The 24,624-nt window shown below is 73.1% G+C and carries 24 protein-coding genes; 11 read left to right on the forward strand and 13 right to left on the reverse strand.

Translation table 11 applies throughout. The annotated features are described in order from the left end of the window. The first annotated feature begins 2 nt into the window (after positions 1–2). The 3 genes from BMZ92_RS02820 (at position 3) to BMZ92_RS02830 (ending at position 2,222) form a co-directional block, all read left to right on the forward strand. Positions 3–578 carry a DUF3090 domain-containing protein gene (locus BMZ92_RS02820; RefSeq protein WP_091504052.1) on the forward strand — a complete coding sequence of 192 codons (576 nt, stop codon included), beginning with the start codon at positions 3–5 and terminating at the stop codon, positions 576–578. A gap of 3 nt (positions 579–581) precedes the next feature. Beyond that, positions 582–1,385: an SCO1664 family protein gene (locus BMZ92_RS02825; RefSeq protein WP_245782850.1), complete on the forward strand. Its 804-nt coding sequence runs from the start codon at positions 582–584 to the stop codon at positions 1,383–1,385. A 150-nt stretch (positions 1,386–1,535) separates the two neighbouring features. After that, positions 1,536–2,222 (forward strand): aminoglycoside phosphotransferase family protein, encoded by a 687-nt coding sequence (locus BMZ92_RS02830; RefSeq protein ID WP_342743458.1) that lies wholly within the window; start codon positions 1,536–1,538, stop codon positions 2,220–2,222. A gap of 20 nt (positions 2,223–2,242) precedes the next feature. Here BMZ92_RS02830 and BMZ92_RS02835 read toward each other — a convergent pair whose 3' ends face one another. Further along, positions 2,243–2,602, reverse strand: a complete 360-nt coding sequence (locus BMZ92_RS02835) for a winged helix-turn-helix transcriptional regulator (protein WP_091504053.1) — start codon at positions 2,600–2,602, stop codon at positions 2,243–2,245. A gap of 183 nt (positions 2,603–2,785) precedes the next feature. On the opposite strand from BMZ92_RS02835, the gene BMZ92_RS02840 reads away from it, so the two are divergent. From BMZ92_RS02840 to BMZ92_RS02860, 5 genes are all read left to right on the forward strand, one after another. Further along, the gene (locus tag BMZ92_RS02840) at positions 2,786–4,168 is read left to right on the forward strand and encodes an MFS transporter (protein ID WP_342743452.1); all 1,383 of its coding nucleotides are present in this window, start codon (positions 2,786–2,788) and stop codon (positions 4,166–4,168) included. A gap of 26 nt (positions 4,169–4,194) precedes the next feature. Continuing rightward, entirely contained in the window at positions 4,195–5,001 is an 807-nt protein-coding gene (locus BMZ92_RS02845) for a DUF3097 domain-containing protein (protein WP_091504054.1), read from the forward strand. A 73-nt stretch (positions 5,002–5,074) separates the two neighbouring features. Then, positions 5,075–5,506, forward strand: a complete 432-nt coding sequence (locus BMZ92_RS02850) for an NfeD family protein (protein WP_091504055.1) — start codon at positions 5,075–5,077, stop codon at positions 5,504–5,506. 27 nt (positions 5,507–5,533) lie between these two features. Further along, entirely contained in the window at positions 5,534–6,949 is a 1,416-nt protein-coding gene (locus tag BMZ92_RS02855) for an SPFH domain-containing protein (RefSeq protein WP_245782851.1), read from the forward strand. Beyond that, positions 6,949–7,404, forward strand: a complete 456-nt coding sequence (locus BMZ92_RS02860; RefSeq protein ID WP_091504056.1) for a pyridoxamine 5'-phosphate oxidase family protein — start codon at positions 6,949–6,951, stop codon at positions 7,402–7,404. The genes BMZ92_RS02855 and BMZ92_RS02860 overlap by 1 nt, the downstream gene beginning before the upstream one ends. Positions 7,405–7,410: 6 nt before the next feature. On the opposite strand, the gene BMZ92_RS02865 is transcribed toward BMZ92_RS02860, so the two are convergent. The 5 genes from BMZ92_RS02865 to BMZ92_RS02885 form a co-directional block, all read right to left on the reverse strand. After that, entirely contained in the window at positions 7,411–8,760 is a 1,350-nt protein-coding gene (locus BMZ92_RS02865; RefSeq protein ID WP_091504057.1) for an MFS transporter, read from the reverse strand. A 106-nt stretch (positions 8,761–8,866) separates the two neighbouring features. Next, complete coding sequence (locus BMZ92_RS02870) at positions 8,867–9,628, reverse strand: SGNH/GDSL hydrolase family protein (protein WP_091504330.1); 762 nt, start codon at positions 9,626–9,628, stop codon at positions 8,867–8,869. A gap of 43 nt (positions 9,629–9,671) precedes the next feature. Continuing rightward, on the reverse strand, positions 9,672–10,781 hold the full coding sequence (locus BMZ92_RS02875; protein ID WP_091504058.1) for a glycosyltransferase: 1,110 nt from the start codon (positions 10,779–10,781) through the stop codon (positions 9,672–9,674). Positions 10,782–10,808: 27 nt separating this feature from the next. Further along, positions 10,809–11,144: an STAS domain-containing protein gene (locus tag BMZ92_RS02880; protein WP_177228507.1), complete on the reverse strand. Its 336-nt coding sequence runs from the start codon at positions 11,142–11,144 to the stop codon at positions 10,809–10,811. A gap of 207 nt (positions 11,145–11,351) precedes the next feature. Beyond that, entirely contained in the window at positions 11,352–12,431 is a 1,080-nt protein-coding gene (locus BMZ92_RS02885) for a tyrosine-type recombinase/integrase (protein WP_091504060.1), read from the reverse strand. A 94-nt stretch (positions 12,432–12,525) separates the two neighbouring features. Here BMZ92_RS02885 and BMZ92_RS02890 point away from each other — a divergent pair, with 94 nt between their 5' ends. Next, the gene (locus BMZ92_RS02890; protein WP_091504061.1) at positions 12,526–13,560 is read left to right on the forward strand and encodes a coiled-coil domain-containing protein; all 1,035 of its coding nucleotides are present in this window, start codon (positions 12,526–12,528) and stop codon (positions 13,558–13,560) included. 217 nt (positions 13,561–13,777) lie between these two features. Here the strand turns inward: BMZ92_RS02890 and BMZ92_RS02895 are convergent, their stop codons facing one another. After that, positions 13,778–14,656, reverse strand: coding sequence for a LysR family transcriptional regulator (locus BMZ92_RS02895; RefSeq protein WP_091504062.1), 879 nt, complete (start codon positions 14,654–14,656; stop codon positions 13,778–13,780). Positions 14,657–14,745: 89 nt separating this feature from the next. On the opposite strand from BMZ92_RS02895, the gene BMZ92_RS02900 reads away from it, so the two are divergent. Next, positions 14,746–15,450 carry an alpha/beta fold hydrolase gene (locus BMZ92_RS02900; RefSeq protein WP_091504063.1) on the forward strand — a complete coding sequence of 235 codons (705 nt, stop codon included), beginning with the start codon at positions 14,746–14,748 and terminating at the stop codon, positions 15,448–15,450. On the opposite strand, the gene BMZ92_RS02905 is transcribed toward BMZ92_RS02900, so the two are convergent. Beyond that, a complete protein-coding gene (locus BMZ92_RS02905; protein ID WP_091504064.1) occupies positions 15,407–16,189 on the reverse strand; it encodes an ABC transporter ATP-binding protein in 783 nt (260 codons plus the stop codon). The genes BMZ92_RS02900 and BMZ92_RS02905 overlap by 44 nt on opposite strands. Beyond that, the gene (locus BMZ92_RS02910; protein WP_091504065.1) at positions 16,186–16,872 is read right to left on the reverse strand and encodes a FadR/GntR family transcriptional regulator; all 687 of its coding nucleotides are present in this window, start codon (positions 16,870–16,872) and stop codon (positions 16,186–16,188) included. Before BMZ92_RS02910 ends, BMZ92_RS02905 begins: the two co-directional genes overlap by 4 nt. Before the next feature lie 84 nt (positions 16,873–16,956). On the opposite strand from BMZ92_RS02910, the gene BMZ92_RS02915 reads away from it, so the two are divergent. Further along, on the forward strand, positions 16,957–17,718 hold the full coding sequence (locus tag BMZ92_RS02915) for a putative protein N(5)-glutamine methyltransferase (RefSeq protein WP_091504066.1): 762 nt from the start codon (positions 16,957–16,959) through the stop codon (positions 17,716–17,718). A gap of 4 nt (positions 17,719–17,722) precedes the next feature. On the opposite strand, the gene BMZ92_RS02920 is transcribed toward BMZ92_RS02915, so the two are convergent. The 4 genes from BMZ92_RS02920 to BMZ92_RS02935 are packed head-to-tail and all read right to left on the reverse strand — an operon-like array spanning position 17,723 to position 23,765. Beyond that, a complete protein-coding gene (locus tag BMZ92_RS02920) occupies positions 17,723–18,904 on the reverse strand; it encodes a catalase family protein (RefSeq protein ID WP_091504067.1) in 1,182 nt (393 codons plus the stop codon). After that, positions 18,901–20,253, reverse strand: a complete 1,353-nt coding sequence (locus BMZ92_RS02925; protein ID WP_091504068.1) for a Dyp-type peroxidase — start codon at positions 20,251–20,253, stop codon at positions 18,901–18,903. Before BMZ92_RS02925 ends, BMZ92_RS02920 begins: the two co-directional genes overlap by 4 nt. A gap of 6 nt (positions 20,254–20,259) precedes the next feature. Next, on the reverse strand, positions 20,260–21,948 hold the full coding sequence (locus tag BMZ92_RS02930; RefSeq protein WP_091504331.1) for a hypothetical protein: 1,689 nt from the start codon (positions 21,946–21,948) through the stop codon (positions 20,260–20,262). After that, positions 21,945–23,765 (reverse strand): peroxidase family protein, encoded by a 1,821-nt coding sequence (locus BMZ92_RS02935; RefSeq protein ID WP_091504069.1) that lies wholly within the window; start codon positions 23,763–23,765, stop codon positions 21,945–21,947. The genes BMZ92_RS02930 and BMZ92_RS02935 overlap by 4 nt, the downstream gene beginning before the upstream one ends. Between the last annotated feature and the right edge of the window lie 859 nt (positions 23,766–24,624).

A 24,624-nucleotide genomic window follows, 5' to 3' on the forward strand; every position in this document is an offset into this window, starting at 1 on the left:
CCATGGCTCGTGTAATCCACGTCTTCCGCCAGCCCGACCGGTTCGTCGCAGGAACCGTCGGGGAACCTGGCGACCGCACTTTCTACCTGCAGGCGTCCGAGGACGTCCGCACCATCAGCGTGACCATCGAGAAGCAGCAGGTCGCGGTGCTCGCCGAGCGCCTCGGCTCGCTGCTGGAAGAGGTCGCCAGCCGCTTCGGCGCCGACGTGCCCGAGACCGTCCCCGAGGACCTCGTCGACGTCGAACCGCTCAGCGTGCCCGTCGAGGAGGAGTTCCGCGTCGGCACGATGGGGCTGGGCTGGGACGCCGAGAGCAAGGCCGTCGTCGTCGAGCTGCTCGCCATCACCGAGGGCGAGGTCGACGAGACGGTGGTGCTCGACGACACCGAGGAGGGCCCGGACGCGGTGCGGGTGTTCCTCACGCCCGCCGCCGCCCGCGCCTTCGCCGAACGCGCCGACCGCGTGGTCAACGCGGGGCGCAAGCCGTGCCCGCTGTGCGGGGAGCCGCTCGACCCGGCGGGCCACATCTGCCCGCGGCAGAACGGCTACCGCCGCGAGACCGACCTGGCCGAGGAATAGCGCGTGGCCGAGTCCCTCAGCCCGGCCGATCCGGCCGTCAGGCTCCTGTTGTCCCACGGGCGGCTCGAGGTGGAGGGCCGGCTGGTGGACGCCTCGAACGTCACGCTGTTCTGCTCGGTGGAGCTGGACGGCATGACCGCCAACGCGGTGTACAAGCCGGTGTCGGGTGAACGCCCGCTGTGGGACTTCCCCGACGGCACGCTCGCCGGGCGCGAGGTCGCCACGTTCCTGCTCTCGGACGCCTCCGGGCTGGGCCTGATCCCGCCGACCGTGCTGCGGGACGGGCCGTTCGGCTCCGGCATGGTGCAGCTGTGGATCGAGACCGGTGACGACGAGCTCATCGACGTGCGTGCCCCGGAGGACGTGCCGCCCGGCTGGCGGACCGTGCTGCACGCCCACGACCGGCTCGGCGACCCGGCGGTCCTCGCGCACGCCGACCACCCCGGTGTCCGTGACCTCGCGGTGCTCGACATCGTCGCCAACAACACCGACCGCAAGGGCGGGCACGTGCTCGCGGGCGCCGACGGCCGGGTCTACGGCGTGGACCACGGCATCTGCCTGCACGCCGAGCCGAAGCTGCGGACCGTGCTGTGGGGCTGGATCGGGGAGCGGCTGCCCGAGGACGCGGTGGAGAAGCTGCGCGCGCTGCCGGAGAAGATCTACGGCCCGCTGGGCGAGGAGCTGTCGCAGCACCTGACCGGGCTGGAGATCAGCGCGATCGCCGAACGCGCCGAGGCGTTGCTGGCCGCCGGGGTGTTCCCCGAGCCGGGGGACGACTGGCGGGCGATCCCTTGGCCCCTGTTCTGATCCTGGACGACGCCGCCCGCGCGGCTGCTGACCCGGTTCGGCCCGGAAGCCGCCGCGTGGTGCGACGAGCTGCCCGCGCGGGTCGCGCGGCTGGCCCGCCGCTGGGGTCTCACGGTCGAGGCCGCGCTGTCCGGCAACACCGGCCGCACGCTGCGATGCCGCACCCGGGACGGCGCGTTGGTGGTGCTCAAGCTGTGCCCCGACACGGAAATCACCCGGACCGAGGCCAGTGCGCTGCGTGCGTGGGCGGGCTGCCCGCAGGTCGTCGACGTGGTCGACGCCGACGTGGCGGAAGGGGCGCTCCTGCTCGCGGGGATCGAGCCCGGCACTCCGCTGTCCGAGCGCGGGTGGCGGCCCGAGGAGATCGACGACCTGCTCCCGCGCCTGCACGCCGTGCCCGCGCCGCCCGGCATTCCGCCGCTGACCGACCGGGTGCGGCAGATGTTCGCGCTGGCCGCGCCCCACGCCGAAGGCCGCGTCCCCGCCGAGCTGATGGAGGCCTCCCTCGCCGCGTCACTGGCCTTGGCCGCCGACGACGGGAACGCCCTGCTGCACGGCGATCTGCACCCCGCCAACGTCCTCGCCGGTGCCGACGGGCCCGTGGTGATCGACCCGCGGCCGTGCGCCGGGGACCCGGCGTTCGACACCGTGGACTGGGTGCTGCTGCCCGGCCGGGACCTCGACGACGCGGTCGCCGCGCTGCCCTCCTTCGACCCCAGCCGCGTCCAGGCGTGGGCGCGGGCGATGGCCGTGCTGGCCGCACTCGGTCCGCTGCGGCGGCAGGGCCGCAGCGCCTTCACCGACTCGCTGCTCGCACTCTCGGCGTCCCTCACCTGAGCGCCGGATGCGGGCGAGCGCTATCCCGCCGCGTCGTAGGCGGCGCGGGCGCGGGCGATGTCGCCGCGGTGCCGTTCGGCCCAGCCGAGCAGGCCGGTCAGCGACGTGTACAGCTCGCGCGCCATGTCGGTGAGCGAGTACTCGACCTTCGGCGGCACCGTCGGGTACACCGTGCGCACGAGCAGCCCGTCGCGTTCGAGTTTGCGCAGCGTCAGCGTCAGCATCCGCCTGCTGATGCCGGCCACCTCGCGCTCCAGCTCCGTGAACCGCACGGGACCGTGCGCGGCGGCCACGAGCACCCCGATGCTCCACTTGCCCGCGACGTGGTCCAGCACCTCGGCGATCGGGCAGGCTTCGGTCAGCTGCGCGGTGTCGGCCATGCCCTGAAACTACCCGCATCCAAGCCCCGCCGGAAAACTCTCCCGGAGCCCGCGCGGCTGACCTGGACGGTTACCTCCATGTGCCAGCGGAACACGAAACTGCCTTCTTCCGCGCTCTCACCGGCCGCCGCACGATGAGCCTGTTACAAATCGTGCCCCTTTGGAGGTCAGGTGCTGGAAACCGTGCCCGCCACAGCTCGGCGCCGCTGGCTCGCGCTGGCCGTGTTGTGCGCGCAGACGCTGATGATCGTGCTCGACCAGACGATCGTGAACGTGGCGTTGCCCTCGATCGGCGCCGACCTCGGCTTCGGGCAGGCCGGGCTGGCCTGGGTGATCAACGCCTACCTCATCGCGTTCGGCGGGCTGCTGCTGCTCAGCGGCCGCCTCGGCGATCTGGTGGGCCGGCGCCGGGTGTTCCTCGCCGGGCTCGCGGTCTTCACCGTCGCGTCGCTGCTGTGCGGCCTCGCGTGGCACGCCGGGATCCTCGTCGCCGCCCGGTTCCTGCAGGGGATCGGCGGCGCCGCCTCGTCTGCCGTCGCGCTGAGCATGATCGTCGCCCTGTTCCCCGACCTGCGGGAGCGGGCCAAGGCGATCGGCGCGTTCAGCTTCGTGCAGGCCGCGGGCGGCTCGATCGGCGCCGTCGCGGGCGGGGTGCTCACCGAGGCCGCGAGCTGGCACTGGATCTTCCTGATCAACCTGCCGATCGGGCTCGTGGCGGGCCTGGCCGCGCTGCGCCTGCTCGACCGCGACCGCGGCACGGGCCCGCGCGACGGCGCGGACGTGCTCGGCGCGCTGCTCGTCACCGCGGCACTGATGCTCGGGGTGTACGCGATCGTCGAGAACGACCTCGTCGCCGCGGCACTGGCGGTGCCGCTGCTCGCCGCGTTCCTGTTCCGCGAGGCCAAGGCCACGCGCCCGCTGCTGCCGCTGCGGATCTTCGCCGTCCGCACGCTGTCGGGCGCCAACGTCGTGCTGGGACTGCTCATCGCCGCGATGTTCGGCTTCCAGTTCCTCGTCGTGCTGCACCTGCGGCAGGTGCTGGGCTACACCGCCGAGTGGACCGGCCTGGCGATGGTGCCGGTCGCCGCCGCCATCGCCGTGGTCTCGATCGCCGTGTCCGCCCGCGTGACCAACCGCTTCGGCGAGCGCACGGTCCTGCTCACCGGCCTGGTGCTGATCACGGCTGGGCTCCTCCTGCTGGCCCGCGTGCCGGCCGGCGGCCACTACGCACCGGACCTGCTGCCCGCGTTGCTGTTGCTGGGAGTCGGGTTCGGGCTGGCGATGCCCGCGCTCATCGCACTCGGCATGCGCGACGCCCGGGCCGAGGACAGCGGCCTGGCGTCAGGACTGTTCAACACCACCCAGCAGGTCGCGGGTGCGCTCGGGTTGTCGGCGCTGGCGGTGCTGGCCACCGTGCGCACCGGCGCGCTGCCCGGCCTGCCCGTCCGGGAAGCGCTTACCGCGGGCTACCACCTGGCTTTCCTCGTCGCCGCCGGGCTCGTCGCGGCCGCCACCGTGCTGACGGCGTTGCTGTTCCCCGCCCGGCGTGGCGGCGCGACGCGCTGAGGAATCCGGCGCTACCGTCCCCGGTCGTGCGCTCCCATTCGTATGACGACATCCTCGCCGGGCCGCGCAGGCGGAAGATCCCGGAGGTCGCGGCCGAGCCGGGACTGGTCGTGGAGGACCCGCGCAGCGGCTACTGCGGGGCGGTGGTGCGGCTCGAACCCGGCACCGTCGTGCTGGAGGACCGGCAGGGGCGGCACCGGGTGTTCCCGCTGGAGCCCGCCGGGTTCCTGCTGGAGGGCAAGCCGGTGACGCTCGTGCCGCCGAAAGCGCCCGCCCAGCCGGCCAGGAGGATCTCGGCGTCCGGCTCGGTGAAGGTCGAGGGCCTGCGGGCACGCACAGCCCGTGACTCCCGGATCTGGGTCGAGGGCAAGCACGACGCCGAGCTCGTCGAACGCGTGTGGGGCCACGACCTGCGCGTGGAGGGCGTCGTGGTGGAACCGCTCGACGGGGTGGACGTGCTCGCCGAGCGCATCGGGGAATTCGGCACCGGCCCGCAGCGGCGGCTCGGCGTGCTCGTCGACCACCTCGTCGCGGGCAGCAAGGAATCCCGGCTGGTGGAGGCGATCCACGACGAGCACGTGCTCGTCACCGGTCACCCGTACGTGGACATCTGGCAGGCCGTGAAACCGGCCGCGGTCGGCATCGAGCGGTGGCCGGTGGTCCCGCGTGGCGTGCCGTGGAAGGAGGGCGTCTGCGCGGAGCTGGGCTGGGGCGAGCCGTACGAGGGCTGGCAGCGCGTGCTCGGCGCCGTGGCCGGCTTCCGCGACCTGGAGACCCCGCTGCTCGGCGCGGTCGAGCGGCTGATCGACTTCGTCACCGCTCCGGAGGGCTGAACCGCTGGTCCACCCGGGGTGGCTTCGCGTGTTCAGTGGCTGCGACCGGCCGCCTTCTGCCACGATGAGCCCCATGACACCGGCGCTGATCTGGCTGATCGCGGGCATCGCGCTGATGGCCGCCGAGGTGCTGTCCGGCGACCTCGTGCTGCTCATGCTCGGCGGCGGTGCCCTGCTGGCCTCGGGCGCGGCGCTGGTCACCGGCAACGTGGTCGTCGACGTCATCGTGTTCGGCGTCGCCTCGGTCGCGCTACTGTGGCTGGCCAGGCCCGCGCTCAAGCGGCGGTTCCTGCACACCCCCGAGATCAAGATGGGGCCCGAGGCGCTCATCGGCACCACGGGGGTCGTCGTGGCCACCGTCAACGGCGAGGGCGGGCAGGTGCGGCTGGGCGGCGACGTGTGGTCGGCGCGCAGCGTCGCCGAAGGTCAGCGGATCGAGCCCGGCACGAAGGTGACCGTGGTACAGATAGCGGGCGCCACGGCCGTGGTGTCCCCGGAGATTTGAGCAACCCACCGGAGATCGGGAGAGAACTTGGGAACCGCAGCGATCATCGTTGTCGCGGTCATCGCGCTGTTCGTGATCGTCACGATCGCGAAGGCGATCATGGTGGTCCCGCAGGCGCAGTCCGCCGTGATCGAGCGGCTGGGCCGCTTCCGCACCGTCGCCTCGCCGGGCCTGAACTTCCTCGTGCCCTTCCTCGACCGGGTGCGCGCCCGGATCGACCTGCGTGAGCAGGTGGTGTCGTTCCCGCCGCAGCCGGTGATCACCGAGGACAACCTGACGGTCTCCATCGACACCGTCGTCTACTTCCAGGTGACCGACTCGCGGGCCGCGGTGTACGAGATCTCCAACTACATCGTCGGTGTCGAGCAGCTGACCACCACGACGCTGCGCAACGTGGTCGGCGGGATGACGCTGGAGCAGGCGCTGACCTCGCGCGACCAGATCAACAGCCAGCTGCGGGGCGTGCTGGACGACGCCACCGGCCGCTGGGGCATCCGCGTCGCGCGCGTCGAGCTGAAGGCGATCGACCCGCCACCGTCCATCCAGGACTCGATGGAGAAGCAGATGCGCGCGGACCGGGAGAAGCGCGCGATGATCCTCAACGCCGAGGGCCAGCGGGAGGCCGCGATCAAGACGGCCGAGGGCCAGAAGCAGTCGCAGATCCTCGCGGCGGAGGGCCAGAAGCAGGCCACGATCATGGCCGCCGAGGCCGACCGGCAGTCCCGCATCCTGCGCGCGCAGGGTGAGCGGGCGGCCCGCTACCTGCAGGCGCAGGGGCAGGCGAAGGCGATCGAGAAGGTGTTCGCCGCGGTGAAGGCCGGCCGTCCGACGCCGGAGGTGCTGGCCTACCAGTACCTGCAGACGCTGCCGCAGATGGCGCAGGGCGACGCGAACAAGGTGTGGCTCGTGCCCAGCGACTACGGCAAGGCGCTGGAGAACTTCGCCCGCGCGTTCGGCAAGTCCGGTGACGACGGCGTGTTCCGCTACGAGGCGCCCGCCGACGAGGACGTGGCGCCGCCGAACCTCGAGGACGACGACGTCGCGAGCTGGTTCGACACCTCCACCGACCCCCGGATCGCCGAGGCGGTGCGTGAGGCGGAGAAGGTGGCGCGCCAGGAGGTGCCCGGCCCGCTGGGCGCCGCGCCGTCCACCCCGCCGCCGGACCTGCTCCGGGGTGGCAGCATGTCCGGGTCCGAGCAGCAGGCACCGGAGGCCCCGGTCGACTCGCCGCCGCCCGCCGCTCCGCCCCAGGCCGCACCGCAGCCGCCCGTGCAGCAGGCACCCGCCCCGCAGGCGCCGCCTCCGCCGCCGCAGGCGGGCCCGGCGACCGGGCCGCAGCAGGGGCTGCCGCTGCGGCAGCCCGGCCAGCACTACACGACGCCGCCGGCCAGCCCGTACCCGTCGCAGCAGCCGCCCCAGCCGCCGCAGTACCCCCAGCAGTGATGACGGCCTGGCGAGACGTCGAAGCCGACGTACCGGAGTTCGCGCGGCGCGTGCGGGCGTTGTTCGACGCGCACCGGCACAAGACGATCGCGACGATCCGCGCCGACGGCGGGCCGCGCATCTCCGGCATCGAAGCGGAGTTCGAGGACGGCGAACTGGTCTTCGGTTCCATGCCGCAGGCCCGCAAGGGCGCGGACCTGCACCGGGACCCGCGCTTCGCCCTGCACAGCGCCACCGTCGACCCGGTACAGGGCGCCGAGGCGGACTGGCCGGGCGAGGCGAAGATCTCCGGCCGCGCGATCCCCGCCGGGCCCATCAAGGACGGCCCGGCGGGAGAGCGCTTCCACACCGACATCACCGAGGTCGTGCACACCCACCTCGACGACGCGGCCACGGTCCTCGTCGTCGAGTGGTGGACACCGGCACACGGCCTGCGCAGGGTCGAACGGGAGTAGTCCCGGTCAGCTCCGGCGGGCGTAGGTGGCGTAGTCGGCGATGTCGGCCCGGGAGCGGTCGGTGATCAGCACCGCGCACAGGACCGTGACGACCACGGCCAGCAGGATGTACGCCGAGATCGAGTACGGCGTGCCCGTGACCTGCAGCAGCCACGTCGCCAGCAGCGGGGCCGGCCCGCCCGCGAACACGGACGCGAGCTGGTAGCCCAGCCCGGCGCCGCCGTAACGCAGGTGCGTCGGGAAGCTCTCGCCGATGAACGCCGCCTGCGGCCCGTACTGCATGGCGTGCCCGATCATCGACGCGATCACGATGAGGAAGATCGGCACGTACCCGCCGGCCTTGAGCACGGCGAAGTACGGGAACGCCAGCAGGCCCGTCAGCACCGCGCCCGACAGGTACACCCGTTTGCGACCAATGCGGTCGGACAGCTGCGAGAACAGCGGGATCGTCACCAGCTCCAGCGCCGCCGCGACGAGCACCGCGTTGAGCACGAACGTCCTCGAGTAGTGGTGCTCCGCCACGACGTACACCAGCACGTAGCTGGTGAACAGGTAGAACGGCATCTGCTCGCTGAACCGCAGGCCCGCCGAGAGCAGGATCTCGCGCCAGTGGTGCTTGATCGCGTCCACCACGGGGCTGCGCGAGGTCTGCTGCTTGGCCACGATCGCGGCGAACATGGGGGTCTCCATGATCCGGAGCCGGATCACCAGCCCGATGCCCACGAGCACGAAGCTGAGCAGGAACGGGATCCGCCAGCCCCACGAGTCGAACGCGGCGTCGCTGAGCACCGCCGACAGCAGCGTCATGCCGCCGGTGCCGAGCACGAGCCCGACGGGGACGCCGATCTGCGCGAAGCTACCCAGCAGGCCGCGGCGCCGCTGGTCACCCCACTCCATCGCGAGCAGCACCGACCCGCTCCACTCGCCGCCGATCGCGATGCCCTGGACCAGCCGCAGCACCACCAGGACGATCGGCGCGGCGATCCCGATCGACGCGGCACCGGGCAGCAGGCCGACGAGCGCCGACGCCAGGCCCATCAGCAGCAGCGTGATCACCAGCGTGGCCTTGCGGCCGATCCGGTCACCCCAGTAGCCGAAGATCGCCGCGCCGACCGGCCGGGCCGCGAACCCAACGGCGTAGGTGGCGAAGGACTGCATCGCCCCGGCGTAGCTGCTCGACGCGGGGAAGAACAGCTGGGGGAAGATCAACGCGGCGGCGGTGTTGTAGAGGAAGAAGTCGTACCACTCGATCGTCGTGCCGATCGCGCTGGCGAAGGCGGCACGGCGGACCTGCGTCCGCTGTTCGGTGGCCGGGCTGTCGATGACCTTGTTCGCTTCGTTGCGTCCGAGCACCATCGTGGCCTCCCGTGACGGGGATCACTCTGCAGGGCCACCTTCGCTGACGGACCGGGCGAAGTCCAGACCGGGCGGACAACAACTTTCCGTGACCGCCGGGCGCGGGTCAGCTCTCCACGGGGGCCAGGGCCGGACGCTTGGGGCCGACCGTGTCCCCGGAGGACTCGCCCCGCAGCCGCCGCCCGATCCACGGCAGCGCGTGCTCGCGGGCCCACCGCAGGTTCTCCGCGCGCTGCTGCCGCACCGGGAGGACCGGGCGCGGGCCGAGCGCGGCGGGGGTGAGCTCGTGCGGCACCTGGAGGACGTCGAGCACGGCGATCGCGACCTCGGCGTGCCCGAGCGCGTTGAGGTGCAGGCGATCGGTCGACCACAGCCGCCGGTCGCGCAGCTGCCGCATCGCCCACAGGTCCACGATCCGCGCGCCGTGCCGGGCGGCGATGACGCGCACGTGCTCGTTGTAGATCGCGGTGCGGCCGCGCATCCGCCGGAACAGCGGGTCCTCGACCCCGTCGACACCGGTGAACAGCACCACGGTCGCCCCGGTCTCGGTGAGCCGGGCGACGGCCTTGTCGTACTCGTCGGCGAGCGCGTCGATGTCCACCTTGGGGCGCATCAGGTCGTTGCCGCCCGCGTACAGCGTGACCAGGTCGGGGTCCATCGCCAGCGCGGGTTCGAGCTGCTCGGACAGCACCTGGCCCAGCAGCCTGCCGCGGATGGCGAGGTTGGCGTAGCGGAAGTCCGGTTCGCGGGTGGCGAGGACCTCGGCCACCCGGTCGGCCCAGCCCCGCACGCCGTTCGGGCGGCCGGGGTCGTCGTCGCCGACGCCTTCGGTGAAGGAGTCGCCGAGGGCCACTAAGCGCTTGCTCATGCCGATCACTCTATGCGGTCGCGGTGGCGGCTCCGGCGCGTGGTCAGGTGAGCTTTTCCAGCAGCGGCACGGCCGCGTCCGCCCCGGGCAGCGTGTTGGTCTCCTCCCGCAGGCGGTCGGCGGCCTGCCGGTAGCGCTCGTCGGCGAGGACGGCCGACACCGCGGCTTCGACGTCCTCGGGCGTCACGGTCACCGGATCGAGCAGGCGCGCGGTGCCCAGGTCGAGTGAGCGGCGGGCGTTGTGCGGCTGGTCGGCGCCCATCGGCAGCAGCACCGACGGCACGCCGTGGGCGAGTGCGCCCAGCACGCTGCCGGAACCGCCGTGCGACACCACGACCGCGCACCGCGGCAGCAGCGACTCCTGCGGCACGAACCGCTCGATGCGCACGTGCTCCGGCTCGGGGCCGAACTCGGCGGGGTCGATGTGCTCACCCGTGGTCGCGACGACCGGGGCGGACAGCTTCCGCAGCCCGGCGAGCACCCGGGAGAACAGGTCGCCGGATTCGGTGTTGAACACCGTGCCGAGGGTGAAGTACACGACCTCGCCCCCGGCCGGCGGGCGGGGATCGCCCTGGCGGAAGGCGAAAGTGCCGTCCGGCAAGGGAAACCGCGGATCGCGGAAGGACGGCGGGAACGGGGCGAACACGAGGTCACCGGCGAGCATCCGCAGCCGCGGGTCGGCGGGCAGCCCGTGCTCGGCACGCAGTTCGTGCAGCGGCTCGGCGACGACGTCCGGGCGCAGGAACCCGCCCGCGGCCAGTACGAGGACCACCGCACACGGCAGGCCGAGGCGCTCGGCGGCCAGCGCGGCACCGAAGTCTACCTCGCAGCGGACCACAACGTCGGGCCGCCACTGCCCGGCGAGCTTCAGCAGGACCGGGGTGTTCTCACGCCCGCCGGTCCGGGCGAAGTGTTCCCGCAGGTCGCGTTCCTCCCGCTGCGGATCGGGTGCCGACAGCGGCAGCCGGTCGGGCGGCGCGCCGCCGGGCGGGCTGGTGGCCAGCGCGGGAAAGCCGGCCTTCTCGACCGCGGGCACCATCCGGCCCGGGCAGGCGAAGGCGACGGTGTGCTCGGCGGCGGCCGCTGCCCGCGCGAGGGGCACGAGGGGGCGGAAGTGCCCGCTGCCGCCGACGAACGTGAACAGGATGCGCACGCGGTCGACGGTACTGGGGGCCGCCGGTCAGCAGGCCGGGGTCCGCCGCACGGTCAGGCGGCGGTCGACGCCGGTGATCTCCAGGATGCGGTTGACCGCGCGGTTGCCATCGGCCAGGACGCACAGCGCGATGTGGCGCTGGCGGGCGAGCAGGTCGGCGTACAGCAGCGTGGAAAGCCCCGCGGCGCCGAGGAAGTCCACGTCACGCAGGTCCACGACGAGTGTGCGCAGCGTGCCGCGGAGCCGGGCGGCCAGCAGCTCGGTGAGCCGGGGGGCGGTGATCCCGTCGAGCTCGCCCAGGACGTGGACGACGGCGGCACCGGGTTCGGGCCGTTCGACGGACAGCCGCAGCTGCGGGGTCACGGCGGGAGCGTGGCTTCCGCGCTGGAGGGGCAGGGCGGTGCGCTGGACCGGAACGGCATCTGCGGCGGCCATGAGGGCCTCCATCTCCCATCCGGGGGAAGCGGATGGAGTCGACGGCTGGGAACGGCTACCGGCTGAACCGTTGCGTGGCAGTCTAGGCCCGATCACGGGGTCCGGCAGGTCCTCTCGTCGCCTGATCCGGTTCAGTCACTTCCCGCCACGGCGTTCGGCGAGGATCTGCGCCAGCGTGTGCACCGGCGAGCTGTCGAGCTTGTGGCGGTGCGCGTCGTAGTGGTCGCGGGTCGTGCGGATATCGGCGTGGCCCAGCAGGTCCTGCACCTTCTGCACCGGCACGTCGTGCGCGAGCAGCAGGGTGCCGGTGGTGCGGCGGGCGGTGTGCGGGCTGATGCTCGCCGCACCGGGGATGCCCGCCTCGGCGGCGAGCCGCCGCAGGGTCTGCCACACGTCGCGCTGCCGCAACGGCTTGCCGCCGGGCTTGCTCCGGTCGTGCGGGTGCGGGGTCGTGGCCAGCAGCGGACCGGCCAGGTCGTCCAGGCCGCGGTGCTCGCGTTCGGCACGCAGTTCCAGGTACCGCCGCAGCGGGCGGAGCGCGGGCGCGACCAGGGGCACGAAGTCGCGGCGGCCGCCCTTGCCCGTGTAGCGCAGGATGGTGTGCCCGGCGTCGATCGCCAGGTCGGAGACCTGCGCGCCGGTGATCCCGGAGACGCGGAGCCCGGTGTAGAACAGCAGCGCGACCAGGGCCGCGTCGCGCCAGGACGCCTCGGAGCGGGCGCGGCGTTCGGCGTGGTCCAGCAGCGTTGCGGTCGCCTTCTCGTCGAGGGCCGGCAGGGGAGAGGTGCGGTCGCGTTTGGGGCGCCCCGCGGCCGCGACGGGGTTGCGTTCGGTGACGTCGTTGGACTGCAGGTAGCGGTACCAGCTCGACACGCCCGCCAGCGTCCGCGCCACCGTCGACGGTGCGGCCGGGCGCGGAACACCGTCCCGGCCGGTGACGGTGAGCGTCGTCTTCCAGGCGTCCACGTCCGCCCGCCGGGCCTTCAGCGGATCGAGCCCCGTCCGCTGGCACCAGGACAGCCACGCTGCGAGGTCCGCGTAGTAGGCGCGTTGCGTGTGCTCGCTCTTGTCAGCCTTCAGCCACAGCACCGTCACGTGACGAATCGCGTACCGATCCCCGGGGTCGGCGGGAGGCAGCGCGGGCAGCAGCGACACCGCCTCCGCGAGGTCCTCCAGATCGCCGCGTGAACCACCCCAGGGCGCCAGCTCCGTCATAACTGTGATTATCACGGAGCAAGATATCGGAAAGGTTGAGCAGTTTCGCGTGTCGTGCTACCGGTTTAGCTATCGCGTACGCGAAACTAGAGCCATGGAAAACGGGCTGGTCGAGGGCCAGATCTGCGCTCTGGAGGGCTGTGACAACCCGCTGCCGCCCCCGGCGGTGGACGAGCACGGGCGGCGGAAGGGCGGGCGGCCGTCGTCGTACTGCTGCAAGGGGCACGCCGACGCCGCCTCCCGCGCGCGACGGGCCGCGCAGACCTCGGCGATCGTGGATCCCCTCGTGGAGATGCGGCGGGTGGCCGAGGCGTTCGGGCCGTTGGCGCAGCCGCTGCTGGACTCGATCGCCGAACTGCGGGCGCGGCTGGACGAGGCTGAGCAGGGGGCGCTCGCCCAGGTGCGGCAGGCGGAGGAAGAGGCACGGGCTGCCCGCGCCGAGGCCGAGGACGCCCTGCGGCGGGCGGACCAGGCGGAGCGGGCGCGGGACCAGGCCCTGGTGCAGGCGCGCGAGGACCGGTCGGCCCGTGCCGAGGCGGAGAAACTGGCCGAGCGTGCGGCTGCGGAGGCTGAACGGGAGAAGCGCGAAGCCTGGGCGAAAGTCGCGGAGCACGAGCGCGCGAAAGGTGCCGCCGAAGCCGCCCGCCTCGCGGCGGAGAAGGCGCGCGACGAACTCGCCGAAGAACTCCGTGCCGAGCACGCGCGCCGCGACCAGCTCAACGCCGAACGCGCCGCGGCGCGGCAGGAAGTCGACCAGCTCCGCGAGGAGCTACGGCAGAGCACGACGGAGCTGACCGTGCTGTCGGAGCGGCTCGCCGCCGCCCGTGCGCAGCTGGCCGCGGCCGAACGCTCCGTCGACCACGCCCGCGAGGAGACAACGCGTGTCCGCGCGGAGGCGGAGGCCCAGCGGGCGCAACGACAGGAGGTGCTGGACCTGTTGGCGGAGGAGCGCACCGCACGCCGCGTCGCCGAAGCCCGCGCGGAGACGCTGGCGAGCGGCCTGGCGGAGGCACGGGCCGAACTCGCCGAGATGCGGGCGGCGCTGGCCGCCCGCACCGCCGCGCCCCCGGCGGAGGAGGAGCGTGGTGAGCCGACCGGCGAGGGTGGGAAGCAGGGGCAGGCCGGGTGAGTCGACCGCCGGGAAGGTCGAAGGCGCCGGGTAGGAGCTGCCCGGGGAAGTCGGTCGTGGTGACGGTCGAGGACCCGGCACGACCAGCCCGTGCACCGGCCATGGAGGCAGCCGAGGGCGGTAAGCGGGAGAGCCAGCCGAGGACGCGCAGCAGGGACACCCCGGCGAATCGACCGTCTCGGCGAGCGAAGGCGAGCCGTGGTGGTGCGTGAGACTCCTAGCCGCCCAGCAGGTGGCGGGCACGGTCGATCAGCACCCTCGCGGCCGGGCCCGGCGGTCCCGCCGCCCGCCAGGCGAAGACCAGCCGGCCCCGCAGCGGCGGGTCGACGACGGTGAGCGGGTGCAGTCCCGGCCAGGAGCGGGCCAGCGAGTCCGGCAGGATCGCCACGCCGAGGCCCCGCGTCGCGAACTGGGCCAGCATCGACGGATCGCTGGCCTCACACGCGATCCGTGGGGCGAAACCGGCACGGGCGCAGGCGGTGTCGAGGTGCGAGCGGATGCCGGTGCCCGGGGGCAGGCTGATCAACGGGCGGTCCCGCAGTGCGGCGAGCGGGATCTCCGACCGCGCCGCCAACGGGTCGTCCACCGCGACCGCGGCCGTGATCGCTTCGTCGGTCACCACGGCGTACACCAGGTCCGGCGGTGGCTCGGGCCCGAGCGACACGATCGCCGCGTCGAGGGTGCCGCGGCGCAGCGATTCGACCAGCTCTGCCGAGCCGGCCTCGGTGAGCGTCACCTCGACGCCCGGGTGGTCGCGGTGGAACGCGGCCAGCAATCCCGGCAGGTCGACGTTGTGCGACGTCACCATGCCCAGCGCGACGCGCCCGCGCAGCAGGCCGGCCAGCTCGTCGACCGCGTGCCGCGCCCCGTCGACCGCGGCGAGGGCCGCGCGGGCGTAGGGCAGGACCGCGGCCCCGGCCTCGGTGAGGCGCACCGCCCGGCCGGAGCGGTCCAGCAGCTCCTGGCCGAGTTCCCGCTCCAGCCGCCGGATCTGCGCACTCACGCCCGGCTGCGCGACGTGCAGCTTCTCCGCGGCGCGCGTGAAGTTGCGTTCCTCGGCGACGGTCACGAAGTACTCCAGCTGCCGCAGTTCCACAACGGCCGAGTCTAGGTATAACCATCGCTTCTCGCAGCCAGCAGAACCAGCTCTTGGACTTCTGGCTCGCTCCGCCCGAAGCTGGGGACATGAACGCGGAACAGACCACCTTCGTCCTCGTGCCCGGCGCCTGCCACGGCGCCTGGTGCTTCCAGCCCCTCGCCGAGGACCTCCGCCGTGCCGGGCACCGCGCGTTCCCGCTGACCCTGACCGGACTGGCGGAGCGCGCCGCGGAGCTGACCGGGGCGGTCAACCTCGACACGCACATCCAGGACGTGCTCGACGTGCTGGAGTACGAGCAGATCACCGACGCCGTGCTCGTCGGGCACAGCTACGGCGGCGTGGTCATCACCGGCGTCGCCGACCGCGCACCCGAGCGGGTCGGCTCGCTGGTCTACCTCGACGCCTTCGTGCCGCGCGACGGCGAATCCTGCTGGACGCTGACCAACGACGCGCAGCGGGAGTGGTACCTGGACGTGGGGGAGACCGGGTACGGCGTCAAGCCGCTGCCGTTCTTCGACCCGCGCGCGACACCGCACCCGCTGGCCACGTTCCTGCAGCGCATCCGCCTCGCCCGCGAGCCGGCCGACATCCGCCGCGACTACGTCTACGCCCGGATCTGGGACGGCGAGTCCCCCTTCCGGGCCACGTGGGAGCGGCTGCGCGACGATCCCAGGTGGACGGTCCACGAGCTGGACAGCAAGCACAACCTCATGCGGGACGCCCCGGACGAGCTGCTGGCGATCCTGCTCAGCGGTCGGCCCGCGCCGCCCACCGGCCGTCCTCGCGGGTGATCCGCACGGGGTGGTCGAAGCACTTGGTCACCAGGTCGCTGGTCAGCACCTCGTCGACCGGCCCGACCGCGAGCGCCCGGCCCTCGCGCAGCAGCAGCGCGTGGGTGGTGCTGCCGGGCAGCTCCTCCAGGTGGTGCGTGACGAGCACGGTCGCCAGCCGGGGGTGACGGCGCCGCAGCGCGTCCAGGCTGGTCAGCAACTGCTCGCGGGCGGCGAGGTCGAGGCCGGTCGCGGGTTCGTCGAGCAGCAGCAGCCGGGGTCGCGGCATCAGCGCCCGTGCGATGAGTGCGCGGCCGCGCTCGCCCTGCGACAGCACCGGCCACAGCGCGTCGCGCCGGGTGCTCAGGCCCAGCATGGCGATCAGCTCGTCGGCCTGGGCGACCTGTTCGGCGGTGGGCCGCCACCGGGGCACCAGCTCGGTGGTGTTGGTCAGCCCCGTCAGCACCACCTCGCGCACGCGCAGCGGCGTCCGCAGCGGGTGCCGGGGGTCGATGTGCCCGATCTCGGCGCGCAGGCTGCGCATGTCCACCCGGCCGAGGCGGTGGCCCAGCACCTCGACGGTGCCCCGGGTGGGGTGCGCGCGGGCGCCGAGCAGGCTCAGCAGCGTGCTCTTGCCCGCGCCGTTGCCGCCCAGCAGCGCCCAGTGCTCGCCTTCCCGGACGGTCAGCGAGACGGAGCTGAGCAGGTAGTTCCCGTCGCGGACGAGGTCCACCTCGTCGACGGCCAGTACCGCGGTCACGAGTCCGCCACCGCCGACCGGATCCGGGAGACGATGGTCTGCAGGTGGGCGACGGTCGCGGCGGCCGCGGCGTCGGCGTCCCCGCGCTCGAGCGCGTCGAGCAGGTCCGCGTGGGCGGCCGAGACGTCGGGCAGCCGGGGCTCGTGCCGGAACATCTCGACGATCGCGTCGTGCAGCACCGGCAGGGCGGCGGCGAACAGGTCCCGCAGCAGCCCGTTGCCCGCGAGTTCGACGACGGCGCGGTGGAACTCCAGGTCCGCGGCGACGAACTCGGCGGGGTCGGCGTCCAGCAGCTCCTGGCGCCTGCGCAGGCCCGCCCGCAGGCGGTCGATGTCCTCCGGCCGCACCCGCTGGGCGGCCAGCCGGGCCGCTTCGACCTCCAGCGCGCGGCGGACCTCGTACACCTCGAGCAGGTGGGCGCGCCGGACCAGCACGCCGACGTCGGGGGAGCCGGCCGGGGCGTCGGTGACGTAGGTGCCGGAGCCGTGCCGGACGTCGAGCAGCCCGTCCCGGGCGAGCAGCCGGACCGCCTCACGCACCGACGAGCGCCCGACGCCGAGCTCGGCGGCGAGGCGGACCTCGTTGGGCAGGCGTTCCCCGGGTTTCCAGTGCCCCTCGCGGAGCCGCTCGCGCAGCAGGGTCTCCACCTGCGGCACGACGGGTCCGTGTTTCAGCGTCACCACGGCGGAGGACGCTACCAGAGATCACGCAGACGTCTGAGGACTACCGGGCGCCAAGGCGGTCGCCGCCCCGGGCTAAGGTGGGCCGTGCTTCCCACCACTGACCTCGTCACCAGGCTGCGGGCCGCCGGCTGCGTGTTCGCCGAGGACGAGGCGCGCCTGCTCGTCGAGGCCACCGCCGACCCGGCGGAGCTGGCCGCGCTCGTGGCGCGCCGGGTGGCGGGGGAACCGCTCGAACACCTCCTCGGCTGGGCGGAGTTCCGCGGGCTGCGCATCGCCGTCGAGCCGGGCGTGTTCGTGCCCCGGCAGCGGACCGCGTTCCTCGTCGAGCAGGCACTCGCCGCGGCCCCGCCGGAACCGGTGGTGGTCGACCTGTGCTGCGGATCCGGTGCGCTCGGCGCGGCCTTCGCGGCCGCCGCACCCGTCAGCGCGCTCTACGCCACCGACCTCGACCCCGCCGCCGTCCGCTGCGCCCGCCGCAACGTCCCGGGGCACGTCTTCGAGGGCGACCTGTTCACCCCGCTGCCCGCGGATCTGCGCGGCCGGGTGGACGTGCTGCTGTCCAACGTCCCCTACGTCCCGACGGACGCCATCGCGGACATGCCCCCGGAAGCCCGTGAGCACGAACCGCTCGTCGCACTCGACGGCGGGAGCGACGGGCTGGCCGTGCTGCGCCGCGTCGCCGCCGGAGCACCGGACTGGCTCGCCCCCGGCGGGCACCTCTACGTGGAGACCAGCGAAGGCCAGGCACCGGTCGCGAGCGCGGTGTTCACCGCGGCCGGGCTCACGCCGTCCGTGTTCTCCGACGACGACAGCGGCGCGACCGTCGTGCGCGGCACCAGGCCCTGACCCGTCAGCGCCGCACCGGGAAGAACCGGTCGGGCCCCGGCTCCACGTGCGGGACGTCGTTCATGTCCTGCCGCAACGCCGACAGCTCCCGGTAGATCTCCCGCCGCGCTCGGTTCTGGTTGCCCAGCGGCCGGTGCTCGGGCAGCGCGTGCCACGGGTTGATCGAAAGGCTGTCCGCGCGCGCCCGCTGCTCCGCCGGGTCCAGCTCCTGCACCGGCAGCCGCAGCACGCCCACCCGCACCGGCGGCGACACGCGCTCCGGCCAGATCACCGACGCGTGCTCGACCGGCATCCGCAGCGGGTCGTTCTGCACCTGCACCAGCACGTCGAACTCCGCCTCCCGCGTGCTCAACGTCCGCGCCAGCGCCTGCGCGAGGTAGTCGTCCGGCGGGTTCCACGGCACCCGCGTCCGCCCCGCCGCGCGCGGCACGAACCGGTACTGCATCGCCTGCCCCGGCCCCAGCAGGTACGCCGCGCAGCTCCAGTAAGCGGTTTCCAGCGGGCTGGTGTGCGTCCGCGCGTACAGGCCCTGCATCACCAGGTCCGCCAGGTGGCTGTCGCGCGGGTCCAGGAAGTACCACAGGGGAGTGCCGTTCCCGATGTGCCGCTGCAGCTTGACGTTCGCCACCACGTCGGGCGTGGTGAACGTCGGCGCGCTGATCCCGGTGAAGTCCTGCGTGTGCCGCTCGTCGTCCAGCAGCTTCGGCCCCGGCACGCCGACGACCTTCACCCCGATGCTCAGAATCCCGTTGTCCTCCAGGTCCGGCGGCGACAACGGCCCCGGCCCGGCGAACCGCACCCACGCCGCGTACGTCGCCGGCCGCGCGAACAACCCGTGCCGCACCGGGAACGGCAGGTCGTCCAGGACCTCCAGCGACGCCCGCACCACCCCGTAGGTCTTGGTGTTGCCCGCCCGCTGCGCCTGCCCCGGCGCGTACTCGCGCAGCACGAACCGGCTCATCAGCTTCACGATCTCCGCGCGCGCCGCGTCCTCACCGGGGATCGACAGCTCCTCGGCCCTCACCCCGGACACCGGCAACGTCCACCGCCGCACCAGCGCCTGCACGAGGCCCTGCACCGGCGGGCGCACCACCGCGTCGAACGCGGGCCGCACGTACGGGTCGATCCGCCGTTCCAGCGCGACCAGCCGCGACACCGCGTCGTTGACCTGCTTCCGGAGGTTCACGCCATCACCGTCGCGAGGTAGCGCAGCGCCGCGATCCCCGGCAGGAAGAAGTACGCCCCGCCCCGCACCCGCACGAACTCCGGCAGGGCGCGGTGCCGCACCCGCACGGGGCGGGCCTGCTCGGTGAACACCGCGCCCTCCCGGACCCGCGGCGCCACCACCGGGTCCGGGTCGTCCCGCAGGCCGTTGAACGTGGGGTCGTTGAGCCAGCTGTGCTGCACGAACTCGTACTGCCGCGCCAGGTTCGCGTTGAGGCACAGGAAGTACAGCCCGCGCTCGGTGTCACCGCCGCGCTGCCGCCTGGTGTAGCTGCGGCCGCGGCGCAGCAACCGGTGCCGGTCGTTGATCGTCATCGACTCCGCCGAACCCGGCCGCGGCGGCAGCGAGTCCCGGGGGTTGGCCCGCCGCACGTGCGCCCCGAGCGGACACGCCAGTCCATCGGGATCCGTTTCGTGGTAACGGAAATCGTGCCCGGCCAGCTCCGGGTCGTCCCGCTCGGGGGAGAGCACCACCGGCGCGCCGCTCGGCCACCGGCCCATCATCTTCGCCGCGAGCCGCCGCGCCCCCTCGGCCCCGTCGCCGCCGTGCTCACGCACGTACGACCAGAACCCGTCGACGTCCTGCGACAGCTGCCGCAGCACCAGGTAACTGCCGTTGCGGCCCAGGTCCGCTCCGCCCGACCCGGCCTCGTCCCGCGGCAGCAGGTTGTTCGGATCCACGCTCGCGGGCAGCACGGGACGCTCGGTGAACCGGCCGTAGGCGTTGCGGTACCCGAGCACGAACTCTCCCGGCGCGATCCCGCCGTCACCGCCCACCACCCCGGCCAGCCGCGGCTGGGACAGCCCGTCGCGGAACCCGAACGGTTCACGCCCGGTCAGCGGATCCGTCGGCAGCACCGCCAGCCGGGACAGCCCGCCCGCCCCGCGCTCCAGCGCGTTCACCCGCCGCCGCAACGCATCCGCCGTCGCGGCGTACACCAGCACGAGCACGTGCACCTCCGCGCCGCCCGGCCCGCCCCACGACCACCGCCGCGGGTCAGCGTCGCCGACGTCCCCGAGCAGCCGCGACCGGTGCTCGGTCGTCATGCCCTCCGCGAACGCGGGGGAGAACGACGCGACGATGGAGGCGGGCACCGCCAGCGCCCGCAGGCCGGCCGCCGTCAGCGCGACGTTGACCGCCGACTCGGGGGAGACCACCGCCCCGCTCGTCACCTGCCCCGCCCACCGGCCCAGCGCGTTCCGCGCGGTCTCCGCGTCCGCCACGCCGTAGAGCAGGAACGCCGCGTGCCTCAGCCGCCCGTAGCCCCGGACCACCAGGCCCTGCACGTCGTCGAGATCGAGGGTGTCCATACCGCCTCACAGCAACGCGAGCCACGACCGCGCCTCGGCGGCGCCGAGGTCGCGGGACAGGCCCTCGCGGATCTTGGAGTTGTCGTCGATGTTGCGCGCGGACAGGTCCCGGTACGCCGAGTACCACACGCTCGGCAGCTGGTGCGCCCGCAGGTAGTCCTTGAACGCCTGCTCGTCGCGCGCCCCGCCGCCCACGAGCCAGCGCGTCGCGGGGTAGCCGACGCCGTTGGAGAACACCGCGTTGAGCCCCGGGGCGAGCTTGTCGATGAACTCATCCATGTAGCTTTCCAGGCTGCCGTCGTAGTTGCTGGCGAACACCAGCCGCCGCCCGCGGTCGACGTAGACCCAGCGCGCGAAGTGGATCGTCCGCACACCCGCCAGCCCGCCCCGCGCGTACACGTGCCGGTTGAAGTAGTCCAGTCCGAACAGGACGGTCCGCAACGTGACCGCCCTGACCAGCCCCGGCTTCACCGTCCCCGCCGCCGTGAACGGGTTCTGCGTGGACAGGTCCTCCTGCTGCGTCAGCTCCGCCAGCCGCTCCGGCGACACCCGGCCGATCTCCGGCGTGTCACGCGCTTCCAGCCGCCGGATCAGCAGCGCCCACACCGGCAGCGCGGGCAGCAGCAACGGCACGGCCGCGGGCACGACCACCCGGTGCACCGCCTCGCGCGCCCGGAACGCCGCCGACGGCGCCTCCGGCGGGCGCAACGCCCACGACAGTTCCGGCCGCCCCGCCACGAAGGCGCGCACGGCGCGGTGCACCTCCCGCTCGTCCGCACCCGACCAGTCACCCTCGTCGAGGAAGTCCTCGATCCGCTCCCGCAGCCGCGCTTCGTCCTGGATCCGGGCAAGGCTCCGCCCCACGTGGTGCACGTACGCCGACGCCGCCGGGATGCGCCGCTGCGCCAGCCAGCGCACCCGGTCCTGCACACTGCCGTTGTCCGGGTGGTCCTCGCACATCGCCAGCAACGACGGCAGCGAATCGTTGGGCGCCGACGCCAGATCCCGCAGGTGCGCCCCGACCGGAGTGTCCACTTCGGCCAGGTACATCAGCGTCGGCGGCCCGTTGTCCTCCGCGGGCAACAGGAACACGCGCGCGAAGTGCACCCCCGCGAGCTCCCGGAACGGGCCACCGTCGAGTTCCACGCTCTTGCGCAACTGCTCCAGCAGTCCCGGCACCTCCGCCTCGCGACCGCGCCGCAGCCGCGCCCGGATCGTCAGCGCCACCTGGTGCGGGGCCGGTCCGGCCGACGCGGTGGGCGGGCGCCGCAGCACGAACCACGCCACCCGGCGCCGCCACAGCCACACCACGCCCAGGTACAGCCCCGGCGCGACGAGCCGGATCTCGTCCCGCACCCCGCGTGCCACCAGCGACGACTCCGAATAGTCGATGACCGTGCAGTCGCGGCCGTCCAGCCAGCTCCGGCCGGGCGCCACGGTCGCCCGGATCGCCCGCAGCCCCAGCGGGCCGACCCGGTTGTTCAGCCACTGCCCGCTGCCGTCGAACACCTTGCCGCGCCACGCCAGCGCCCGCGCCAGCGTCGCGACGGGCTTCGCCAGTCCCGTGCCGGCGCCGATCACGGCCGTGCCGTCCATCGCGCCCAGCGGCACCTCGCCGGGCGGGCTGGCGCGGAACAACCGGATCAGCTCGTCGTCCGCGGCCGACAGCAGCCCCTGCTCGTCGACGACCTTCATGACCGCACCGGCCACGCCGCGAACGCGTTGTCCACCTCGGCCACGGCGGGCCGCAGACCGGGGTAGTGCCGCAGCAGCACGCTCAGCATCGAGTTGTCCCGGATCCAGTCCAGCCCGGTCTGCGAGTACACGGCCGGCGTGTAGTACTCGGTGAAGAACCGGTCGCTGTTCAGCCGCCGCGAGGCCATCAGGATGAACACGCGGAAAGCGGTGTCGCTGAAGGCGAACCCCGCCGGCTTGCGCTCGGCGAACATGCCTACCGTCAGGTCGACGTCCTCGATCCGCCCGCCGTAGCAGCGGCTGATCTCCTCCGCCCACTGCCGGTTCCCGGTCAGCTCGTCGAAGTCCCGCGCGGGCCGCAGGTGCAGCAGCCGCCGGAACTCGTTGTACCGCGGCACACCCAGCTCACGCGAGCGCAGCACGTCCGTCGCCGCCAGGTCCTGCAGGTGCCCGTCCGGGCGGTGGAACTCCTGCAGGTGCCGCGGGAAGTTGTGCAACGTCACCAGCCCCGGCGGCAGCGTCCCGAACGAGTACAGCAGGTCGGTCAGCGACACGCTGTTGAGCACCTTCAACGCGTTCTCCCCGGCCAGGTCGGGGAAATCGCACTCCAGCACCGTCTGGTCGTCGGCCACCGAGCGGAAGTCCCAGTGGTCCCGCAGCAGCGGGTGCATCCGGTACACCGCGACGAACTCCTCGGTGAGCGAGAACGGCACGCCGTAGTCGTCGGTCGAGCCACCCGGGATCCCGCTGACCACCTCGCTGTCGCTGATGCGCCCGAACAGCCGCTGCACCCGTTCACCGGCCAGCCCGAACCAGTTGGCCCGCAAGGCCGCCTTCGTCGTCGGGTGACTGATCACCGCGGGCGTCCACTCCACGGTGTGGATCTTGGCCAGCAACGCCGAGTTCACCAGCCGCGCCCGCTGGAACAGCTCCTCGTCCGGCCACGACGGGTAGTCGGCGTGCAGCCGGTCGCAGATCGCGTTGTGCTCCAGCGTGAACAACGTCCGCAACAGCTCGGGACCGAGCCAGAACCCGGGCACCAGCGCCGGGTTGTCGGCCGGGTCGTCCGGCAGCGGCAACAGCCCGCTGTCGAGCACTCGCAGCTTCCCGCCCTCACCGCTGCGCAGCCACTGCTGCTGCCGCCGGTCGACGCCGTAGATCTGCGAACCATCCCACCAGTGCGTCAGCACGTTCACCCTGGTCTGCGGCTGGTCCGCGCCCGCGGGCCGCGTCGGGTCGTCAGGGGTGCGCATGATCCGCATCGGCCGCTCGGGCCACGGGTCGTCGGCGGCCAGCGGCACCTCCCACGGGTTGTCCTTGGGGCTCTTGCCGTGGCTGAACCAGTCGCGGATCATGAACTGCAACCACGCCGCGACCAGCGAGTTCACCGACGAGGCCGGCACGAACGTGGTCCGGGTCAGCAGCGCACGGCTGATCTCCCGCGGGTTCGGCGACAGCACCGAGGTCTCCGTCGCCGCCGCGATCCGGTCCAGCGGGATGTTGCGCCCGAACCGCGTGCCCGCCATGCCCGTGGCCGGGCGGTCCAGGTCGTTGTGGCTGCCGTCCGCCGTGCGCCCGGTGAGGTAGTCACGCGAGAACGCAGGCGCCTCGGGCGGGTCCACGGCGGGCAGGTGCCCGGTGTCGTACAGGTTGTCCTGCCGCAGTTTTGTCCGCAGCCCGATCAGCTCGAGCAACCCCAGCGGCACCGGCAGCCGGTCCCACCCGACCACCTGGTCCACCAGCCCGGTCACGGCCGTGAACAACCGCCACGGCAACGCCCTGCGATAACTCCGGTCAGCGGGTTCGGAATTGTTCATGGAAATTCCCCTCCGAGTGTTTTCCGCGCTCGACCACGCTCGTCCGCGAACAAATCACCGGCCGCAACCCGGGCGCGCGGAAGAACCAGACTCGCACCGGATCTCGCTGCCTGTCCAGGATCGTGACCCGAATACCCAAGTGGAGCAAAGCCCCGTCGAGACAGCGAATTCCAGCAGGACCTGGCGGCGGTCCGGCCACCGCGTTACTTTGGGGAGCGCATTTCCCCCGCGGTTCCGGAAAATGGATCAGGAGATTCCGATGGCCGGCACCCCACGATTTCCCCGCGCACGCCCGCTCGACGATCTCGCCGTCACCGCCACCGTGCTCGCGCCCAACCTCGTGCAGGGGCTGTTCCACCGCTGGCGGGTACCCGTCCGGCTCGCCACACTGGCCGACGTCGACCGCGCCGCGGTGCGCGTGCTCTCCACGCTCTCGCGCCGCTACGACGGCGGCCCCGTGCGGGTGCGGGGCGGGCTCCTGCTGCTCGACCCCGCCGACACACACCGGGTGCTGAACGGGCCGGTCGAGGACTACGCGGCCGACACCCCGGCGAAACGCCGCGGCATGAGCCACTTCCAGCCCACCGCCCTGACCATCTCCCGCGGTCACCTGTGGCGTGACCGCCGCACCTTCACCGAAACGGTGCTCGGGCGGTTACCCCGCCTGGCCGGGCACTTCACCGCCTGCGCCGAGCAGGAGACGAAGGACCTCGTCGCCGCGGGACCCGTGCTGGACTGGCGTTCCTGGCACCGCACCGTGCAGCGCATCGCCCGGCGGATCCTGTTCGGGGACACCGCCGCGGACGACCAGGAGCTCAGCGAAACCCTGGAACGCATGATGAGCCGCGCGAACCTCCTG

Source organism: Amycolatopsis sacchari (assembly GCF_900114035.1).
GTDB classification, from domain to species: domain Bacteria; phylum Actinomycetota; class Actinomycetes; order Mycobacteriales; family Pseudonocardiaceae; genus Amycolatopsis_E; species Amycolatopsis_E sacchari.

Excerpts from the sequence above, each read along its gene's own strand:
- BMZ92_RS02835 (WP_091504053.1), bottom strand. The coding sequence starts at position 2,602 with ATGGCCGACACCGCGCAGCTGACCGAAGCCTGCCCGATCGCCGAGGTG.
- BMZ92_RS02860 (WP_091504056.1), top strand. The coding sequence starts at position 6,949 with ATGACGGCCTGGCGAGACGTCGAAGCCGACGTACCGGAGTTCGCGCGG.
- BMZ92_RS02925 (WP_091504068.1), bottom strand. The coding sequence starts at position 20,253 with ATGGACACCCTCGATCTCGACGACGTGCAGGGCCTGGTGGTCCGGGGC.
- BMZ92_RS02885 (WP_091504060.1), bottom strand. The coding sequence starts at position 12,431 with ATGACGGAGCTGGCGCCCTGGGGTGGTTCACGCGGCGATCTGGAGGAC.
- BMZ92_RS02890 (WP_091504061.1), top strand. The coding sequence starts at position 12,526 with ATGGAAAACGGGCTGGTCGAGGGCCAGATCTGCGCTCTGGAGGGCTGT.
- BMZ92_RS02850 (WP_091504055.1), top strand. The coding sequence starts at position 5,075 with ATGACACCGGCGCTGATCTGGCTGATCGCGGGCATCGCGCTGATGGCC.
- BMZ92_RS02935 (WP_091504069.1), bottom strand. The coding sequence starts at position 23,765 with ATGAACAATTCCGAACCCGCTGACCGGAGTTATCGCAGGGCGTTGCCG.
- BMZ92_RS02865 (WP_091504057.1), bottom strand. The coding sequence starts at position 8,760 with ATGGTGCTCGGACGCAACGAAGCGAACAAGGTCATCGACAGCCCGGCC.
- BMZ92_RS02900 (WP_091504063.1), top strand. The coding sequence starts at position 14,746 with ATGAACGCGGAACAGACCACCTTCGTCCTCGTGCCCGGCGCCTGCCAC.
- BMZ92_RS02870 (WP_091504330.1), bottom strand. The coding sequence starts at position 9,628 with ATGAGCAAGCGCTTAGTGGCCCTCGGCGACTCCTTCACCGAAGGCGTC.
- BMZ92_RS02820 (WP_091504052.1), top strand. The coding sequence starts at position 3 with ATGGCTCGTGTAATCCACGTCTTCCGCCAGCCCGACCGGTTCGTCGCA.
- BMZ92_RS02930 (WP_091504331.1), bottom strand. The coding sequence starts at position 21,948 with ATGAAGGTCGTCGACGAGCAGGGGCTGCTGTCGGCCGCGGACGACGAG.